Here is a 17,074-nt window from a genome sequence, read left to right as displayed (position 1 = left end):
ATCATACCGTTGTGAAAAAGTCCAGTGCAGCGGACCGCTTCCCCCATCCGTCCATCACAAAAAAACAGCCACAGCTCCATATCGGAACCGTGACTGCGCTTCGGTTAGGATGGAAGGCGGGTCCTTGGTATGCGAGCATCTGCTCGCGGCCTTGACTCCTCTTCCAGCCTGTTTATGCTGTTCGTTAATTACGGCGCTGACGAGAGCTTGCCTGACCGCCTTTGCGGCCCGCTTCCTCGCGGCTCATCTTGCCGTTATCGGAGTTGTCGCGGGCTTCGCCGCCCTTCTGCCCAATCTCCTGATAGAACTCGCGGTCATGAGAGCGAGAGGTCGCTTCGCCGCCTTTCTTACCGATCTCCTGATAGAACTCCTTATCATGCGAATCGGAGGTAGCTTCGCCACCTTTGCGTCCAATTTCCTGATAAAACGCTTTGTCGTGATTGTTTGCTGTTGCTTCTCCACCTAAACGGCCTGCTTCTTCCCGGCTCATCTTTCCATTGTTGTTTCCAGCCATTCTGAATCACTCCTTGTAGGTATTTGGACGTCCACGGTATCATATTAACCGCTTCGTCGAAGATGAAACAGACATGGCCAATCCCAAGCATGAAAAAAAGCCCTGCATCAATGCAGGACTTATTCCGTTTCCGTATGAATGCGGTAGAGAGGACTCGAACCTCCACGGGTATACACCCACTACCCCCTCAAGATAGCGTGTCTGCCATTCCACCACTACCGCATATTGTTGAGTACTTCTAAAAAAACTGGTGAGCCATGAAGGACTCGAACCTTCGACACCCTGATTAAAAGTCAGGTGCTCTACCAACTGAGCTAATGGCTCTCGATGATCATCATGGAGCTGCCATGTAGATGGTTCGAGAATACAAATTGCTGCTTATGCTCCGACGAACCTATGGGGTTCTCATCCCCGAAGCTTGTAATAAAAGTATGACCCGTAGGGGATTCGAACCCCTGTTACCTCCGTGAAAGGGAGGTGTCTTAACCCCTTGACCAACGGGCCATATTTATCAGTGCCGTCCGTGACGACAAGAATGAGTATAGCATAAATTCAAAAATGATGGCAAGCCCTTTTCCTCAATTTTTCGAGATTTTTTTCTGTAATCTTTCGGACATGTCAGCCAAGCCACGTTGTTTGCAGTGTCCGCTCGATGACGGCCTCCCCGTCCCTTTCCACCACATAAGCCTTTGCGTTCATTCTGGAACCGACGACGCCGTGCAGCCGTCCCTCCTTGAAGTGCAGTGCGGCTCCATCATCTGCGGCATAGCCCGCTTGAATGTCTCCTCGAAGGATCATGTCATGATAAGCCGGCCTGCGCTTGTTCTCACCGTCATAATGGGGGCAGTGGCTGCCCTTGAGTAAACCGAGTCCTTGCAGTTTATAAAGCGGGGCATTGAGCGGGTCCGTAACGCCTTCCTCAAACCAGCAGATCGAACCGGCGCTGAGCCCGCATAACACGATCCCCTGCTCATAGGCTTCCTCGAGGATCCGGTCCAGCCCCCACTCTTTCCATAACACGAGCATATTCCGGGTATTCCCGCCCCCGACGTACAGAATATCCTGCTCCAGCACATAGGATCTCAAATCGGCAAAATTCGGCTGGAACAACGACAGGTGACACGGCGTGCACGGCAAGGTTCGAAAAGCGGCATAAAACCGTTCCACATAGTTGTCCGCATCCCCGCTTGCCGTCGGTATGAAACAAATCTTCGGTGTTTCCTTCGGAACTTGGGCCAGCACATACCGGTCAAGTTGCAGATTGTCCGGCTCCATTGAAAATCCGCCTCCGCCCATGGCGATAATTTGCCTTGTCTTCATTCCGGCTCCATCCCCTTGCTTCCCAATATAGGAAAAGCCCCCGGCACATGTCCACCGGGAGCTTTCCAACAAAATATTCCAACGGAGAGAGAGGGATTCGAACCCTCGCACCGCTTACGCAGTCTAACCCCTTAGCAGAGGGTCCCCTTATAGCCACTTGGGTATCTCTCCAGAAGCTGGCTCCCCGAACAGGACTCGAACCTGTGACAACTCGATTAACAGTCGAGTGCTCTACCAACTGAGCTATCGGGGAATGTCCAAACCGAACACTTAATAATTTATCATGTCTTATTGGGGGAGTCAAGCGCTTGCAGTGTCAATCGCCCGCGACATTTCCCGCACCGATATCGGTCCGGATTCATTCTCCGCTTTCGCAGGTATTCCGTCCCGCATGCGCCGCAGCGCAGCTTGTAGCGGTACGGTTCCGGATTGCGCCCCGACGCTGTCCGTTTCGGCAGCGCCTTGCAGAAACGGCTGCCACCAACGGCCTGGAGGAGCATCTTGAAATCCGGATCCCGGTGGCGGTAGCCTCTGCCTGCGAGATGAAGATGATAGTGGCACAGTTCATGCTTGATGATTTTCTCCACCTCTTCCGGCCCGTGAATATCCAGCTGATGGGGATTGATTTCAATATGATGACTTTTCATAAAATACCGCCCGCCTGTCGTGGACAGCCTGCGGTTGAAGGTTGCTTTATGTCTAAAGGGCAGCCGAAAGCTCTCGAGCGAAATCCGCTCCACCCAAGCCTGCAGCTCCTCGTTGCTCATCTGCTTCATTGTGTACACCACGTACCCTTCTGTCCAGCGCGAGGCTATAAATGTTACTTGAATTTTAACTTCCCTCTGGGCTACACTGTCAAGTAGAAAGTATGGAGGGAGAACCTGCAATCATGCCAAAGATGCGTTATGTTATTTTGCAACAACGGGACAAGCTGACTTTTGTTGAAATGCCCAGCGACTATGCATATCAGCTAAGCGCGCTTAACTTGCGACTGAACAAGGAAATTGACAAGCTGACCGCTCCCGGCAAGCCCGAGCTTCCTATTGCCGTGGCAGAATGCGACCAGCTTGATCTGCTGCAGGAATCGCTCAGCATTCAAGGCGGCCTGGAATACATAAATGAGCTTGAGCAAGCCTTCGCTGCAATCAAGGAGGAGCATTACCCGCTCATCTCGCTGCTTACCGAGATCCGCGCGCTGCAAGCGCAGCTGGAGCAATGGTACGAAGAGGAAGGGCAATAATCGAGGTAGACCTGCACGCTTTGGGCGATTTCCCCATATGCTATCCATACAGACGGAATTAGCAGAGGAGGAGATACCCTTGCCGCAATGGCTCTGCAATCAACTGACCCGCGCTTTTCGTAAAAAGGATCGGCGTCAGATTAAACTGTTGAATGAATGCTGGTTTTTTTACAGAAACTCCTCAGGGGAGAATTCGAACGCCCAGTAAGCCAGCGTGCCCCTTGATCCGATACGGGAGAAGACAGCAAGCCGGAGATGATCCGGCTTGTTTTTGTATGTTCAGCTAGCTAAAATGCGCGCGTGGCAGGCCAGCTGCCCTGCAGCTTCCTCAGCAGGATGATCTGACCAATATGATAAGCATCATGGGTAATGAAGCTCCAATACCGCTGCGGATGCTCGCTCAGTTCCTCTTCAGGCACATTCTGAATTTTCTCCCGCACAGCCGCATGAACCTGCTTCAATCGGTCCTGGGCCTCCCGCCAAGCCTCCTCGCTGGCATCGACAATCCGAAACGTCTCGTCATTGCTCACCCGGACATCCGACGCCCGCCCTTCTATCCGCGCCAGAAGCACTTCCTTGTAGAACAGCAGATGCATTACGTTTTCCCAGATGCTGTTAGCGCCTTCCCCCGGCTTCCACAATGCCTGCTCCACCGTCACATCCTGAAGGGCAACCGATAGCGGAGCATATCCATCCTCCTTCTCCATCGTGAAATCCCAGTTCTCCAGCAGCATTTCGCGCAAACTCATCCTCATTCCTCCCGCCATAATTGTAACGATCTAAAACCAGTTTAGAAAGTTACATCCACCTTAACACAGCTTTCGCTCCTGAACAAGTAACTAGCTAAACTTCATTATGCCTGTTACAATAACCATACCATTGAAAGGATGAAACAGAATGCTCTGGGATGATTTTATAAATAGTGAATGGCCGGATTGGAAAAAAGGAGAACGGTCCGAGGACAAACTGGAGAGCGACGCGTGGCTCCAGCGGTTTATAACCGAACATTCCCTGCTCGCTCCTCCCCTCCTTACGGACGAGGAGCTGAAGTTCCTCCGGCAGCTTCGCGCCCTCATGCTTCACTGCGTGCAGCGGATCGTGGGTGGACAATCGCTGTCCGAGGAGGAGCTGACGCAATTGAATGCATGGCTGAGCCGCGGGCCGGTCATCCGCCGCTTGGTTCCGGGCACCGGGAAGCCCTTCGCCCTGTCCAGCTCCCCTGTAAATCCAGGCTGGGAGGGCGCAGCGGCCGAAATTGCCGCTTCATTCGCAACAGCGCTGGCTGAACGCGATCTGTCGCGCTTCTCTATCTGCTCCAATCCAAATTGCCGCTGGGTATACTATGACAGCACACGCAACCGCTCCAAACGCTATTGCGAGGACAAAACCTGCGGCAATCTGATGAAGGTGCGGCGGTTCCGGGCCAAACATGCCTCCGCCGCCAGCGAGAAGCAAGGCCCGGCAGACAAGCCTTAACCGGTCTGGTGAGACAGCTGCCAGCTCCGGGCTCCAATCAACGAACAAAGCGGCAACCTCTGTCATCGAGGTTGCCGCTCATGTTCATTCCTGATCTCCACCCTGAGCGCTTGTCGCTCAAGCCCCTGCGCTTCTACTGATCCTTCGGCTCGCGCATGGTCAATCCGACGCGGCCTTTCTTCAAGTCCACGTTAAGCACCCATACCGTGACGTTGTCTCCAACTGAGACGACATCCATCGGATGCTTTACATACCCGTTGCTCAGCTGGGAAATATGCACGAGGCCATCGCTCTTGATGCCGATGTCCACGAAGGCGCCGAAGTCAATCACATTGCGCACCGTCCCCTGCAGCTCCATGCCCGGTGTCAGGTCCTCGATCTTCAGCACATCCTTGCGGAAGATCGGTGCCGGCAGCTCCTCGCGCGGGTCGCGGCCGGGCCGCTGGAGACTGTCGAGAATGTCGCGCAGCGTCGGCAAGCCGACATCCAGCTTCACCGCCAGGCTCTCCGGCTCCTGCTGTGCCAGCAGCTCGGCCAGCTCCTTCGTACCGAGCTTATCCAGCTCAACCTGCAGCTCCTTGAACAATCGGTCCACCACCGAATACGATTCCGGGTGAATCGGGGTCCGGTCCAGAATGTTCTCGCCATCGGTAATCCGCATAAAGCCTACGCACTGCTCGAACGTCTTCGCCCCGAGGCGCGGCACCTTCTGCAGCTGTTTCCGGCTGACAAACTTGCCGTTCTCCTCGCGGAACTTGACGATATTCTTCGCAATGGTCGCATTGATGCCGGCCACATAAGAGAGGAGCGACGGCGACGCCGTGTTCACATCAACACCGACATGGTTCACGGCCGACTCCACGACGGCGCGCAAGCTTTCCTCCAGATGCTTCTGGGACACGTCGTGCTGATACTGGCCTACACCGATGGATTTCGGATCGATCTTGACCAGCTCCGCCAGCGGGTCCTGCACCCGGCGGGCAATCGATGCCGCGCTGCGCTCGGCGACATCCAGATCCGGGAACTCCTCCTGCGCCAGCTTGGAGGCGGAGTATACGCTCGCGCCGGCCTCGTTGACAATAAGGTAAGCCAGCTCCGGATCACCGATCTCGGCGATGACCTCCTCGGCTACGAACTGCTCGGTCTCCCGCGAGGCGGTTCCGTTCCCGATCACAATCAGCTTGATGCCATATTTGTCGATCAGCTTGCGGAATACCGCCGCTGCCTCGGCCTTCTTATTGCTCGGCGGCGTCGGGTACGTGACAGCCACTTCAAGCAGCTTGCCTGTCTCGTCAACCACCGCGAGCTTACAGCCTGTCCGGTAGGCCGGATCGACGCCCAGTACGCAGCGTCCCTTCACTGGCGGCTGCAGCAGCAGGCTGCGCAGGTTGCCGGCGAAGATCGAAATCGCCTGATTCTCGCCCTTCTCCGTCAGTTCGGCACGAACCTCTCGCTCGATCGACGGCGCGATCAGCCGCTTGTACGAATCCTCAATGATCGTCTTCAGGATATCGGCGGCAATGGACTGCCCCTTAATTACCTGTTTGCCAATGAAGTTGTAAATCGAATCCGGTGAAACCTCAAGTCCCACCTTCAATATATTTTCCCGCTCTCCCCGGTTGATCGCCAGAATCCGGTGCGGCGGCATTTTCTTCGCCAATTCACGATAGTTGTAGTAATTCTCGTAGACGGATTCCGCTTCCGCATCCTTCGCTTCGGAAGTGAGCATGCCATGGTCCAGCGTATAGCGGCGAACCCAGGCACGAATGGCTGCGTCATCGGCAATATTTTCCGCCAAAATATCCATTGCCCCCTGCAGCGCTTCCTCTGCGGACGCGACGCCCTTCTCCTCATTGACATATTGCGCAGCCTGAGCCATCACATCGCCCTGCTTCGGCTGGGACCAGATCCACTCCGCGAGCGGCTCCAGCCCTTTCTCCTTGGCTACACTGGCCCGGGTCTTGCGCTTTTGCCTGTAAGGACGGTACAGGTCCTCCACTTCCTGAAGCTTCACCGCTGCCGTGATGGACGCTTTGAGCTCATCAGTCAGCTTTCCCTGTTCGTCAATAATCCGGATGACTTCACGCTTGCGCACTTCCAGATTCCGCAAATACCCGGTGCGCTCCTCGATCTCGCGCAGCCGGTTCTCGTCCAGCTCGCCGGTCATCTCCTTGCGGTAACGCGCAATGAACGGGATCGTGTTCCCCTCGTCCAGCAGGTCCACGGTCGTTCGCACTTGCTTGACAGACAGCCCAAGCTCCTTCGCGATTTGTTTGACGATTCTTTCCTGCTCTTCCTTATGAATCTGTTCCTCATTCACTTCCGCGACAGCTTCTAATTCAGACAATGATATCCCTCTTTCTTCAACATTAACTGTACAGCTATTATCCCAAATCTGCGGCGGCTTTTCCAGCACAGTCAACAGACGGGCTCCGCTTCTTCGTTGCCTTTAAGCTTGGATTAAGGTTTTTTTCATCTTATTTTAAGTGTTGCCCGATATTCTGAACGTAACAACAAGCGAACCAAACCAGCATGAGGAGGTCTCCGTACGACAATGAATGACAAAAAAGCGCTCACTTGGTCTGTCATCTGCGTTCTGCTCACCGCAACGGCCGTCACCGTCGCCTATTTCCTTATCCCCTCAGGCGCATAGATATCAGGAGCTTCAAATCCGCATACCTTCCCAAACAGAACAAAAGGCTGTCCCCAGCAGCACACTCTGCCGAAGAACAGCCTCCTTACAATCAAACCGCCACGGGTTTGATTTCTGATATGAATACTTGGATAGATCGGTTCAAAAGTCGATCAAGCCCAGACTGATCTGCAAGGAATCGTTCACCTTGCTCATCGTCTCGTCATCAAGATGGGTGATCTTGTCGGTAAGCCGCTGCTTATCAATGGTCCGGATCTGCTCCAGCAAAATAACGGAATCCCTGTCAAATCCATGCGATGCAGCGTCGATTTCAACATGAGTCGGAAGCTTTGCTTTTTGAATCTGTGCGGTAATTGCGGCCACAATTACCGTTGGACTGAACCGGTTGCCGATATCGTTCTGGATCACAAGGACCGGCCTTACACCTCCCTGCTCCGAACCGACAACGGGTGAAAGATCCGCAAAAAATACGTCGCCCCGTTTTACGATCACTGTCTACACCCCGCTTACTAAGCGGTCTAGAGTGCTGTCTGCATCTTCCTCCGCGTGAAACGCTTCAGATGCCATGGTCAGGTTGATTTTCGCCATTTCCATATACCCTCGCTGCATTGATTCGCGTATATAACGCTTCTTACGCTCATTCAAGTACAGTTTCATGGCTTGCCGAATAAGCTCACTGCGGTTGGAATTCTCCAACTGAGCGATCCCGTCCACTTCCTGCAAAAGATGATCCGGTAAACTGATCATAATTCGTTTGGTGTTCTGCATATTGGCCACCCTCAATTACACCCCCACAACCTTCTCGCCTGTGCACCAGTATTGCATTATTCAAGGAAATTTATACAAAAGAATATATATGCCGAAGGTATATCAAGTATGCTGCATACCATTATAAACTACAATCGACAGTTTCGTACAGACAAAAGCGACATATTCATACTTCTTCCTACTTCGAGAATGCCTGTATATAATCCTTCTTCCTCGAACACAATTTCCTCGGGCACAGATGCTTCAATGTAAATCGACGGATTCCCATAGCGGGTTGACCGTCTTGACGGGGATATTTCCGCGTATATATTGGCGCGGCACTCGGTGGGCCATCATGCAGACTACCTCATAGTGGATGGTGCCCAGCCAGGAAGCCAGCTCGTCTGCCGAAATACATTCGCCAGCCTGCTGGCCGATGAGCACAACCTCTTCACCGGCTTTGATTTGTTCCGCCTCTTCGGCGAACGTCTTAAGTGACACCATGCATTGATCCATGCAAATTGTGCCGACAACTGGGACGCGGCGGCCGCGTATCAGTACCTCCGCCTTGCCGCTCAGCATACGGGAATAACCGTCAGCATAACCGATCGGAAGCGTTCCAATCATTTCTTCCTGTCCGGTTATGTATCTGGTGCCGTAGCTGATGCCTGAATTCGGAGGAAGCGTCTTGACGTACACAAGCTTTGTTTTGAGCGCCATGACAGGGCGAAGGCTTACCGCTTGCTTATTCACCTCATCGGATGGATACAATCCATACAAGCTGACGCCTATGCGCACCATATTGTAGGATAATCCGGGAGTGTCGATAGCGGCAGCACTGTTGCCCGTATGTATGATCGGGATAGGATAGCCCATGTCCCGAAGGGCGTCCGCCACGTCCTTGAATCGGCGATACTGCTCCATTGTATAGTCTTTGTTGTGTTCATCCGCGCGTGCGAAATGAGTGAACATGCCTTCTACAACCATTTGCGGAAGCGAGAAAGCCTCTTTAATGAAGGAAAGCGCATCCTCGCCGGGAAGCAAGCCCAAACGACCCATTCCGCTGTCAATCTTGATGTGTACCCTTAGCTTTCGATCCGGCAGAACCGGCAGCGCCTTGATCGCCTGAAGCACCTCCGTGCTGAACAAAGCGATCGATATGTTGTTGTAGAGCGCAGCCTCCACCCCTTCCGGCGGCGTATAGCCGAATACCAGTATCGGCAGGGTGATGCCGGCTTGACGAAGCTCAAGCGCTTCGTCCAGGAACGCAACGCCCAAATAATCGGCCCCGAGCTGCTCCAGCTCTCGGGCTACTTCCACCGCCCCATGCCCGTACGCATTCGCCTTGACGCTGGCCAGAAACTTCATGCCTTCAGGCAGCGCCTTGCGAAAGGCGGTGTAATTGGCGCGCAGATGATCCAGGTTAATCTCGGCCAGGGTTGGTCGGTATATTGCTTGCACTTCCAGTCACCTTCTTACCTTGATGAGAAAAACTTTTTGACTAGCATTAGATTAATGGTAATGTTCCGAAAGGCAACTGTCAATGAAGCCTCGAGACGGGCTGGGAGAACCGACCTTTCTTCCCGCAGCCTCTATGGATATTAAACCCGCGAAAGCTCTGCTAGAAACAGGCTGCCAGCCCGCTTCCGAAGCCTTGTGGATTGGAAAAAGAAGGCGAATGGCCAGAACGCAGGAACACTCATCCTCCGCTGCCGGGTATTCGCCTTCATCCATTATTTACCCGATTGGTCCTGCATGGAAGCAGCGATGTTCACCATCTCCTCAACCGGAAGGTTGGTGCTCGTAATCCGGTACTCAACGCCGTCCGTCGTCCAGGTCAGCGTCTTCTGCTGGTCCCCGGTCAACAAGCCTACCGTAGTGAAATCGATGTAGATCGCTTCTCCAGGCACAAGCGACACGGCACGATCCAGCGGTCTGGATTCCATAATCGTGTATTGATATACCCCATTGTATTTCAGAATGACGGCATGATCCTTGCTGTCTGGAATCTCCATCGTTTCTTGATGTGCCACCCCGGCAGGCGTATATCCTGGCTCAATGATGCCAAACGAGCCCATATCCTTCTCCGCTACCGGGTCCAGAATCCCTTCGGTTCCCTCGGCAATCTCCTCGCCTGAAGGTTCGACCGGCAAGCCATTCTCATCCACTTCCGCCAGCGTGCCCTGCGACTCGCTCATGGCGTTCAGATTCCGCTGGGTATCAAAGGATTCCTTCGTCAGATTCGTATCAAACGTAAACGTATTGAATTTCACGTCCACCACAACATTCGCCTGGGAATCCGATACCTGAACCTGACGCGGAGAATAGTTGTCCTTGGCGAGCCAGATCTTCTGGCGGACAAGCGCATGGCTGTGGTAATTGGCGGCTACGTCAAACACGTAGCTTTCCTTATCCTCGGCAAACTGGCGGTTCTTGTCGCCGATAATGCTGGACAGGAGCGTCTGGTACAAGTAGACCTGTCCCTGATTATCCGGCCAGTCGCTTTTGAAACGGAAGCTCTTGTTCAAGCTCGGCGTGAGCACAAACACGCCTTCATCATTACGCAGCACAATCTGGGTAATATTCTTCTGCCCGTTGGTCAGGCTTATGCGATAGTAGGACGGCGACTGATACCATACCTCCACCTGGTACTCCTGCGGAGTTGCACCGGTATGTATGGTCATGACGCCCGCCCCCTGGTAGGTGCCCTTGTCACCTTCCAGCTTATCAGCTACTTTGCCCAGATCTTTCACAACGCTGTCCGCGTCTTTTTTTCCGCATCCCGCCAGTATCGTCGTCAAGCATAATACAACAGCGAGCAGCACCCATGAAATCCGGCGCATGTCATCATCCCCTTTTCGCACATGTTTTGAGTTGATTGATACATGTCTATGAGGGACTTGGTCACATTATGCAGACTAGCCTGACAAGCAGAAGCGGGAGTCTGGTGATATCGAAGCATCCCCTCCTATGAAGAGGATGTGTTGGTTTAAAGTCTATTTCGGCTGCCCGGAGAACTCGGAAGCATCGGTTGGCAGCAGCTGAAACAGCGTTCCGTCCTGCAGGTGGTTCACAAATCGTTGCAGCCATTCATAATACGCCTTGGCTTCCTGCAGCTTGAACATGTCTTGCAAGCACAGGCTGCGCAGCTCCTCGCTTGCGTCCGGGCTCAGGATGATGCTGCTCCATGCCCCGATCGCTTCGTCAATGGCGAGGGACATGACGTCAATCTCGCGCTGGAGCTTGTTGCCGAAAAAATTTTGGAACACTTTGAAAAAGTCAGTCTCCGCGATATATTGATCCTTTCTAACCTGCTTCTTGTCCAGCTTCGTCACCATCTGGGAGGACAGCAGCGAGCGAATGGCGTAGCTCATATTGCTCTTGCTCATGTTCATCTTCTGCTGCATCTCTTCCAGGGTCATTTCTTTTTCCTCAAAATACATTACCCCGTACAAGGTGCCAAAGGTATGATTGACGCCGTACAAGTCCATCGTCTGGGCGATCGCCTCGATCACCTCATGCTTCGCCTGCTCGTATTGTTCCTCCAGCGGCTTGTCTTTTTCCATCATTCCAACTCCAAACTTTACAAAATTCTCGCGCTGTTTTGACATTCCTTTAATGGTTCTCACTTACACTGAACGTACAAAATATTTTGAACGATGATAATAAACCACGAATTTACATCTTTATTTTAGCATTAGTTCAAATAATTTTGAATCATCAGGAGGGTTAATGTGACCAGCAAATTCATGAATGATATCAAGGCCTTCGGCTTCATGCTTCCTGCACTCATCCCTTTAATGCTGTTCTGGTTCATTCCATTCGGCTATATCGCCTATTTGAGTTTTATGGAATGGGATTTCATGAATCCGGTCAAAACCTTCGTCGGTTTCGAGAATTACCAGGCGCTGTTCAGCAGCAAGAAGTTCTGGGATACGGTGCGCGTCACGCTCTGGTTCTGCGCCGGCAGCGTCATTCCGATCATCCTCGGCGGCTTGTCCCTCGCGCTGCTGCTTAGCGACAGGCTGAAGGGGAGCTTCATCTACCGCACGCTCATGTTCTCGCCATGGGTCACGCCGACGGTTGCGGTATCCATCGTATGGTCCTGGATCTATGAGCCGCGGGTCGGGCTGGCCAACACGGTCCTCGGATGGTTCGGCGCTGCTCCGGTTCGGTGGCTGGAGGATCCGCATTGGGCGCTCGTTGCTGTTCTGATTGTGACAATATGGAAATCGGCCGGCTGGAGCATGATCTTCTACATGGTGGCGATCCGCAATGTGCCCAGGCCGCTCCTGGAGGCAGCCTCGCTTGACGGGGCGGGCAGTATGAAGCGTTTCTTGTACGTCACGCTGCCGCTCATCTCGCCGACCACCTTCTTCCTGTTCATCGTCCAAACGATCTCGGCGCTGCAGGCGTATGATCAGATCAATATTTTGACGCAGGGCGGGCCAGCCGGATCCACGAGAACGATCCTGTACATGTATTATCAATCCGCCTTCCAGTCCTATGAGATTGGAGAAGCGTCAACGGTCGCCATGACGCTTGTTCTCTTCTGCTTGCTGCTCTCCCTGTTAAGCTTCTGGGTTGGCAAGAGAACGGTGCATTACAATGCTTAGTCCAGAAAAAGGAGGTACCGATGCATGGCGCTCTACGCCCGTTTGAAACAAAGCATTCATCATCTCGTGCTGGCAGCCGCCTCCATAATGATGGCGTTCCCGTTTATATGGATGGTCAGCAGCGCATTAAAAACGAATGAGGAAATATGGAGCTTCCCGCCCACGCTTCTGCCTGAGCAGGCGTTATGGCACAACTTCATGGACGCCTGGAACGCCGCTCCGTTCGGCCAATATGTATGGAACAGCTTCTTCGTCGCTTCCACCATCGTCTTGTGCCAGGTGGTCAACTCGGCCATGTATGCCTATGCCATCACCCATATGCGATTCCGGCTGAAGGGCGTGTTCACGACAGCGATTGTGCTCGGGTATATGATCCCGGCAACCGCCACGTATTTGCCAAGCTATCTCATTCTGAATGAACTGAACATGCTCAACAGCTATCAAGGTCTGATCTTCTCCAACTGTGTCAGCGTATTTTCGATTTTTCTGATCAGACAAGCCTTTCTCCAGGTATCCGGTGAATTGATCGAAGCAGGCCATATGGATGGAGCCCGTCACCTGACCGTGCTCTTCCGCATCCTGGTGCCACTTACCAAACCGTTCTTTGCGGTCATTGCTTTGATTACTTTCATTGAACAATACAACAACTACTTCTGGCCGATGCTGATCACCAATGATCCCAATCTGCATCTCGTATCGGCCGGGCTGCGCAGTTTCTTCGTTGAAGGAGGTGCATACGGACTCAAGTGGCCGCTGATTATGGCCGCAAGCGCGCTTACCATCGCGCCGCTCCTGGTACTGTTTCTGTTCACACAGAAAACGATTATTCAAAGCGTCAATCTGTCAGCCGGAGCAACAAAAGGTTAACAACCCCATTATAATCGATAGATATGAGGAGGAAATCTGCTGTGCTAAAAACATCCAAACCCTGGTTATCCATCGCCCTGATCAGTGTCATGATCTTCCTGTCTGCCTGCGGGTCATCATCATCCAACGGAGGAAGCAGCAGCGCACCAAGCGCCCAGCCGAATCAAGGCGAGGCATCCGAAGCTTCGAATGCACCGGTTGAAATTGAATTCTGGTACGGCCTCGGGGGCAACCTTGGCGAGAATATGGAGCGCCTCATTGCGGCCTTTAACGAATCTCAGGACAACATTGTGGTCAAAGGCCTGGTACAGGCCAGCTACTCGGAGACATCCACGAAGCTGCAGGCGGCGATTGCATCGGGCAATGTGCCGGCCGCGGTTCTTTCGTCCAACGCCGAATGGGCAAGACGGGGATATTTTGAAGAGCTGGACAGCTATATCGCGGGGGATTCCGACTTCAATAAAGAGGATGTCATTCCCACCTTCCTGGAACAAGGCCAGGTCGACGGCAAACAATACTTCCTGCCGATGTACGGCACAACGCAAGTGATGTACTACCGCAAGGATATTCTGGCAGAGCACGGCATTGATCCGGCTACGCTGACCACTTGGGAGGCGCTCGCCGATGCGGCCGCCAAGATGACGAAGAAGGATGGCGGTACGACAACGTTCTACGGCTGGGAGCCGATGTGGGGCAAGGAGAACATGATGGATGCTGTATTCAGCAAAGGCGGCTCGGTGCTGAGCGAGGATGGCCGGACCGTGACGATCACAACCGATGAATGGGTAAACACCTGGGATTACTTCCGCAAGTGGATTCATGAGGATCAGATCATGCGCATTCACCATGGCGGAACCGGCTGGGAATATTGGTACAAAACGATTGATGACGTCATGCAGGGCTTCGCTGCAGGCTACACAGGCTCCAGCGGTGACCAGGGCGATCTTGATTTCTCCATCATCGCGGCCATGGAACAGCCGGGCTGGGAAGGTCACGGCCAAGGCGAGCCGGTCGCAGAGGCCATCCTGGCTGGCATTCCAGCAGCCGCATCGCCAGAACAGAAGGCTGCAGCCTATGAGTGGTTCAAGTTTTTCATGAAGCCGGAGAACACCGCTTCCTGGTCCATGAATACCGGCTACATTGCCGTGCGTGAATCCGCTCAGAATGATCCTGCATTCGCGGATTTCGCTAAAGAGAACCCTCAGATTACTGTACCTCTGTCGCAGGCGACCCATGCTTCCCGCCCGTTCGTTGACCCGACAGGCGGCAAAATTTCCGACGCGCTCGCTACGGCCGCCGATAAGGTGCAGATATCCAACCTTCCGGCAGCCGAAGCGCTGGCAGAAGCACAGGCCGAGGCGCAAGCGGCCCTTGACGCCCATTACAAGCAGTAAGAGGACGAACATGAACATGGCACAACTTTATTTAAACGAGCTGCAGTGGCAGGTGGAGGCCGTCTTCCTGGATAAGGATGGCACCCTCATCGACTTCATGCATACTTGGGGATATTGGGCGGAGCAAGCGCTCCGCCAATATGCTATTCAGCTGGCCGAGCAGGGATACGAGGCAGCGGCGAACATGCCGGCCCGGATCGGCATGCTTGCGCATGGCGCCGATGTTGACCGGAATGGACCGCTCGCGATGGGAACCGTGGCGCAGCTGGAGACGATTCTGACCTTCTCCAGCTATGAGCTTGGCATGCCATGGTTCGAGGCGATCAAAGTGAGCCGGTCATGCCTGGCTTACGCCGACAAGGCTGTAGAGCTGGAGCGCCGCGTGCGGCTTCTGCCTGGCGCAGGCCGGTTCCTGGAGGAGGCGGCAAGGCTCCGGATTCCGATGTTCATCGTAACGGCAGATGAAACCGATACTGCGGTTAAACAGATGCAGTGGCTGGGGATGGCGCATTATTTTACCGATATCATCGGAACCGACCAGGTTGTCCGCGGCAAGCCCTATCCGGATATGCTTGAGCTTGCGGCCGGCCGCCATCAGGTGGATCTTACCCGGGCCGTTATGATCGGGGACACATCCAGCGACATGAGCATGGCCCACAGCGCCGGCCTGGCGGTCCGCCTTGGCAAGCTGTCACCCGGCGGGTCCGTCATTACACATGCCACATCCTGCTTCGCGGACTACGGGCAGCTTACGATTACAGCCTAAACTTACACTAGAAAAAGGACGACTACGAATGGGATGGTTATGGTTATTCATTGCAATTTTCTTTGAATTCGCAGGGACCCTCGCGATGAAGTACTCGGCCGGATTTTCCAATCTCCTGCCTTCCATCGTGATGTTTGCCTGTTATGCAGTCAGCTTCACCTGTTTGAACTTTTCTCTTGCCTATCTCAAAGTCAGCCTCGTGTATGCGATGTGGTCAGGTGTCGGCATTATTCTCATCACCCTGGCCGGCACCCTGCTCTTCAAGGAGCAGATAACGCTAGCCGGGGTATTCTGGATCGTCGTCATTGTCGCAGGCGTAGTCGGGCTTAATTTCAGTCAATCCGCTCACAGATAAGGGGAGGTACTGCACATGACAAATCAGCGTTTATTTCGATTCCATGTTCTCACCGATACGCATATCGAGGAAGAAGAAGGACATCTGTACAATCATCATTTCAGGCTGGCATTGCAGGACATTGCCGAGCATTTTCCGGACAGCGCCTGCATTGCCCATGCCGGGGATTTGACGAACCATGGTTATCCGGGAGAATACCGGCGTTATGCCGCCATCCTGGCGGAATTTCAGGGCAAGCTCCCTCCGCTTTACACCGTGCAGGGCAATCATGATGTCGGCACGATCTCTCCGCAGGATCTAAAGACCTATCTCGCCAGCCACGCGGGAGCTGCGCTTGCCGAAGAGGCAGCCAAGCTCGGGCTCCAGGCAGCTCATGCCGGGCTGGCCGCCATTCCGGAGGAATACGCGGATCTATTGCCTCCGGCCTATATGGAGCAGGGCCATGAAGCGGCAGGCACATGGGACAACCGCATCGCCGCTTTCCTGCAAGCGACCGGCCAGGCGGGTCCCTATCATCATCATGTCATTCGCGGAGCCCATTTTATATTCATCGGCAGTGAGACGAATGATCCGTTATTCTGCGAATTCAGCGAAGAGCAGCTGGCTTGGCTCGAACGTACCTTGGACGCTGTTCCGGACGCCAAACTGCCGATATTTCTATTCCTGCATCAGCCGCTGCTGGATACGGTGTCCGGCTCGCTCGCCCATCAGCAATGGTACGGTGTTCGTCAGGATGAGGAGCTGAAGCGCATCCTGAGCAAGCATCCCCGGGTCGTGCTGTTCACCGGCCATACCCACTGGGAGCTTGGCTCGCCTTATACGTACGTGCCGGCGACGGCATCCTCGCCAAGCATGCTGAATTGCGCCTCCGTGGCCTACCTGTGGACGGATGAGGACCAGCGGAAGGAAGGCTCCCAGGGCTATGTCGTCGATGTCTATGAAGACCGCACGGTTGTGCGCGGCAGAGATTACCGCGCTTCCGACTGGATCGATGGGATCGAATATACGATTGCGCATCAAGCATACAAGTGAATTAAATAGCGTGACCGGATCCATCCTCGTTCATTCCCCCCGTGAGCCGCATCGTGCGGTCAGCGGGGGTTTGTTCATGGATGCAGCGTTCCAG

19 protein-coding genes and 5 tRNA genes are annotated in these 17,074 nt (G+C 53.8%); 9 read left to right on the top strand and 15 right to left on the bottom strand.

The window, feature by feature from the left end; all coding sequences use genetic code 11:
- Positions 1-184 precede the first annotated feature (184 nt).
- The 8 genes from MKX64_RS15300 to MKX64_RS15265 form a co-directional block, all read right to left on the bottom strand.
- Complete coding sequence (locus MKX64_RS15300; protein ID WP_095264828.1) at positions 185-514, bottom strand: KGG domain-containing protein; 330 nt, start codon at positions 512-514, stop codon at positions 185-187.
- 139 nt (positions 515-653) lie between these two features.
- A tRNA-Leu gene (locus tag MKX64_RS15295) sits at positions 654-736 on the bottom strand.
- Positions 737-762: 26 nt separating this feature from the next.
- Positions 763-838, bottom strand: a tRNA-Lys gene (locus MKX64_RS15290).
- 108 nt (positions 839-946) lie between these two features.
- Positions 947-1,018: transfer RNA gene (locus MKX64_RS15285), tRNA-Glu, on the bottom strand.
- Between the two features lie 114 nt (positions 1,019-1,132).
- Positions 1,133-1,834: a Type 1 glutamine amidotransferase-like domain-containing protein gene (locus MKX64_RS15280; protein WP_095264902.1), complete on the bottom strand. Its 702-nt coding sequence runs from the start codon at positions 1,832-1,834 to the stop codon at positions 1,133-1,135.
- 82 nt (positions 1,835-1,916) lie between these two features.
- Positions 1,917-2,005, bottom strand: a tRNA-Ser gene (locus tag MKX64_RS15275).
- A gap of 6 nt (positions 2,006-2,011) precedes the next feature.
- Positions 2,012-2,087: transfer RNA gene (locus MKX64_RS15270), tRNA-Asn, on the bottom strand.
- 28 nt (positions 2,088-2,115) lie between these two features.
- Entirely contained in the window at positions 2,116-2,601 is a 486-nt protein-coding gene (locus MKX64_RS15265) for a SprT family protein (RefSeq protein WP_176475651.1), read from the bottom strand.
- 122 nt (positions 2,602-2,723) lie between these two features.
- Between MKX64_RS15265 and MKX64_RS15260 the strand changes: the two genes are divergently transcribed.
- A complete protein-coding gene (locus tag MKX64_RS15260; RefSeq protein WP_095399277.1) occupies positions 2,724-3,074 on the top strand; it encodes a hydrolase/acyltransferase in 351 nt (116 codons plus the stop codon).
- Positions 3,075-3,153: 79 nt separating this feature from the next.
- The gene (gene cmpA, locus MKX64_RS15255; protein WP_095264820.1) at positions 3,154-3,282 is read left to right on the top strand and encodes a cortex morphogenetic protein CmpA; all 129 of its coding nucleotides are present in this window, start codon (positions 3,154-3,156) and stop codon (positions 3,280-3,282) included.
- Between the two features lie 79 nt (positions 3,283-3,361).
- Here the strand turns inward: cmpA and MKX64_RS15250 are convergent, their stop codons facing one another.
- Positions 3,362-3,823, bottom strand: a complete 462-nt coding sequence (locus tag MKX64_RS15250; RefSeq protein ID WP_095264819.1) for a DinB family protein — start codon at positions 3,821-3,823, stop codon at positions 3,362-3,364.
- A 148-nt stretch (positions 3,824-3,971) separates the two neighbouring features.
- Between MKX64_RS15250 and MKX64_RS15245 the strand changes: the two genes are divergently transcribed.
- Positions 3,972-4,550 carry a CGNR zinc finger domain-containing protein gene (locus MKX64_RS15245; RefSeq protein WP_095264818.1) on the top strand — a complete coding sequence of 193 codons (579 nt, stop codon included), beginning with the start codon at positions 3,972-3,974 and terminating at the stop codon, positions 4,548-4,550.
- A gap of 133 nt (positions 4,551-4,683) precedes the next feature.
- Here the strand turns inward: MKX64_RS15245 and MKX64_RS15240 are convergent, their stop codons facing one another.
- The 6 genes from MKX64_RS15240 to MKX64_RS15215 form a co-directional block, all read right to left on the bottom strand.
- Positions 4,684-6,897 (bottom strand): Tex family protein, encoded by a 2,214-nt coding sequence (locus tag MKX64_RS15240; protein WP_155618822.1) that lies wholly within the window; start codon positions 6,895-6,897, stop codon positions 4,684-4,686.
- A 447-nt stretch (positions 6,898-7,344) separates the two neighbouring features.
- A complete protein-coding gene (locus MKX64_RS15235; RefSeq protein ID WP_095264817.1) occupies positions 7,345-7,695 on the bottom strand; it encodes a type II toxin-antitoxin system PemK/MazF family toxin in 351 nt (116 codons plus the stop codon).
- Positions 7,696-7,698: 3 nt separating this feature from the next.
- Positions 7,699-7,980 (bottom strand): CopG family ribbon-helix-helix protein, encoded by a 282-nt coding sequence (locus tag MKX64_RS15230; RefSeq protein WP_046681343.1) that lies wholly within the window; start codon positions 7,978-7,980, stop codon positions 7,699-7,701.
- Between the two features lie 234 nt (positions 7,981-8,214).
- Entirely contained in the window at positions 8,215-9,411 is a 1,197-nt protein-coding gene (alr, locus tag MKX64_RS15225; RefSeq protein ID WP_095264816.1) for an alanine racemase, read from the bottom strand.
- A gap of 272 nt (positions 9,412-9,683) precedes the next feature.
- Entirely contained in the window at positions 9,684-10,793 is a 1,110-nt protein-coding gene (locus MKX64_RS15220) for a LolA family protein (protein ID WP_095264815.1), read from the bottom strand.
- Between the two features lie 153 nt (positions 10,794-10,946).
- The gene (locus MKX64_RS15215; RefSeq protein WP_341036483.1) at positions 10,947-11,519 is read right to left on the bottom strand and encodes a GbsR/MarR family transcriptional regulator; all 573 of its coding nucleotides are present in this window, start codon (positions 11,517-11,519) and stop codon (positions 10,947-10,949) included.
- Between the two features lie 165 nt (positions 11,520-11,684).
- Here MKX64_RS15215 and MKX64_RS15210 point away from each other — a divergent pair, with 165 nt between their 5' ends.
- The 6 genes from MKX64_RS15210 to MKX64_RS15185 are packed head-to-tail and all read left to right on the top strand — an operon-like array spanning position 11,685 to position 16,980.
- A complete protein-coding gene (locus MKX64_RS15210; protein WP_445670839.1) occupies positions 11,685-12,566 on the top strand; it encodes a carbohydrate ABC transporter permease in 882 nt (293 codons plus the stop codon).
- A gap of 24 nt (positions 12,567-12,590) precedes the next feature.
- Positions 12,591-13,433: a carbohydrate ABC transporter permease gene (locus tag MKX64_RS15205; RefSeq protein ID WP_341036482.1), complete on the top strand. Its 843-nt coding sequence runs from the start codon at positions 12,591-12,593 to the stop codon at positions 13,431-13,433.
- Between the two features lie 23 nt (positions 13,434-13,456).
- Complete coding sequence (locus MKX64_RS15200) at positions 13,457-14,827, top strand: ABC transporter substrate-binding protein (RefSeq protein ID WP_445670838.1); 1,371 nt, start codon at positions 13,457-13,459, stop codon at positions 14,825-14,827.
- A 10-nt stretch (positions 14,828-14,837) separates the two neighbouring features.
- Complete coding sequence (locus tag MKX64_RS15195; RefSeq protein ID WP_341036481.1) at positions 14,838-15,593, top strand: HAD family hydrolase; 756 nt, start codon at positions 14,838-14,840, stop codon at positions 15,591-15,593.
- Positions 15,594-15,621: 28 nt separating this feature from the next.
- A complete protein-coding gene (locus MKX64_RS15190) occupies positions 15,622-15,948 on the top strand; it encodes a DMT family transporter (protein ID WP_341036479.1) in 327 nt (108 codons plus the stop codon).
- Between the two features lie 15 nt (positions 15,949-15,963).
- Positions 15,964-16,980, top strand: a complete 1,017-nt coding sequence (locus tag MKX64_RS15185; protein ID WP_095264804.1) for a metallophosphoesterase family protein — start codon at positions 15,964-15,966, stop codon at positions 16,978-16,980.
- Positions 16,981-17,074: the final 94 nt, after the last annotated feature.

The organism is Paenibacillus sp. FSL M8-0334, assembly GCF_038000405.1.
In the GTDB taxonomy this organism is placed as follows: Bacteria; Bacillota; Bacilli; order Paenibacillales; family Paenibacillaceae; genus Paenibacillus_AQ; species Paenibacillus_AQ campinasensis.
Note: the sequence above shows the minus strand (reverse complement) of the source record. Positions and strands in the feature narration are given on the sequence as shown.

What these genes read in the sequence shown, in the direction of transcription:
- MKX64_RS15200 (WP_445670838.1), top strand. Translation starts at nt 13,457, where the DNA reads ATGAGGAGGAAATCTGCTGTGCTAAAAACATCCAAACCCTGGTTATCC.
- MKX64_RS15245 (WP_095264818.1), top strand. Translation starts at nt 3,972, where the DNA reads ATGCTCTGGGATGATTTTATAAATAGTGAATGGCCGGATTGGAAAAAA.
- MKX64_RS15260 (WP_095399277.1), top strand. Translation starts at nt 2,724, where the DNA reads ATGCCAAAGATGCGTTATGTTATTTTGCAACAACGGGACAAGCTGACT.
- MKX64_RS15250 (WP_095264819.1), bottom strand. Translation starts at nt 3,823, where the DNA reads ATGAGTTTGCGCGAAATGCTGCTGGAGAACTGGGATTTCACGATGGAG.
- MKX64_RS15185 (WP_095264804.1), top strand. Translation starts at nt 15,964, where the DNA reads ATGACAAATCAGCGTTTATTTCGATTCCATGTTCTCACCGATACGCAT.
- MKX64_RS15195 (WP_341036481.1), top strand. Translation starts at nt 14,838, where the DNA reads ATGAACATGGCACAACTTTATTTAAACGAGCTGCAGTGGCAGGTGGAG.
- MKX64_RS15300 (WP_095264828.1), bottom strand. Translation starts at nt 514, where the DNA reads ATGGCTGGAAACAACAATGGAAAGATGAGCCGGGAAGAAGCAGGCCGT.
- MKX64_RS15280 (WP_095264902.1), bottom strand. Translation starts at nt 1,834, where the DNA reads ATGAAGACAAGGCAAATTATCGCCATGGGCGGAGGCGGATTTTCAATG.
- MKX64_RS15215 (WP_341036483.1), bottom strand. Translation starts at nt 11,519, where the DNA reads ATGATGGAAAAAGACAAGCCGCTGGAGGAACAATACGAGCAGGCGAAG.
- MKX64_RS15220 (WP_095264815.1), bottom strand. Translation starts at nt 10,793, where the DNA reads ATGCGCCGGATTTCATGGGTGCTGCTCGCTGTTGTATTATGCTTGACG.
- MKX64_RS15190 (WP_341036479.1), top strand. Translation starts at nt 15,622, where the DNA reads ATGGGATGGTTATGGTTATTCATTGCAATTTTCTTTGAATTCGCAGGG.
- MKX64_RS15265 (WP_176475651.1), bottom strand. Translation starts at nt 2,601, where the DNA reads ATGAGCAACGAGGAGCTGCAGGCTTGGGTGGAGCGGATTTCGCTCGAG.
- MKX64_RS15205 (WP_341036482.1), top strand. Translation starts at nt 12,591, where the DNA reads ATGGCGCTCTACGCCCGTTTGAAACAAAGCATTCATCATCTCGTGCTG.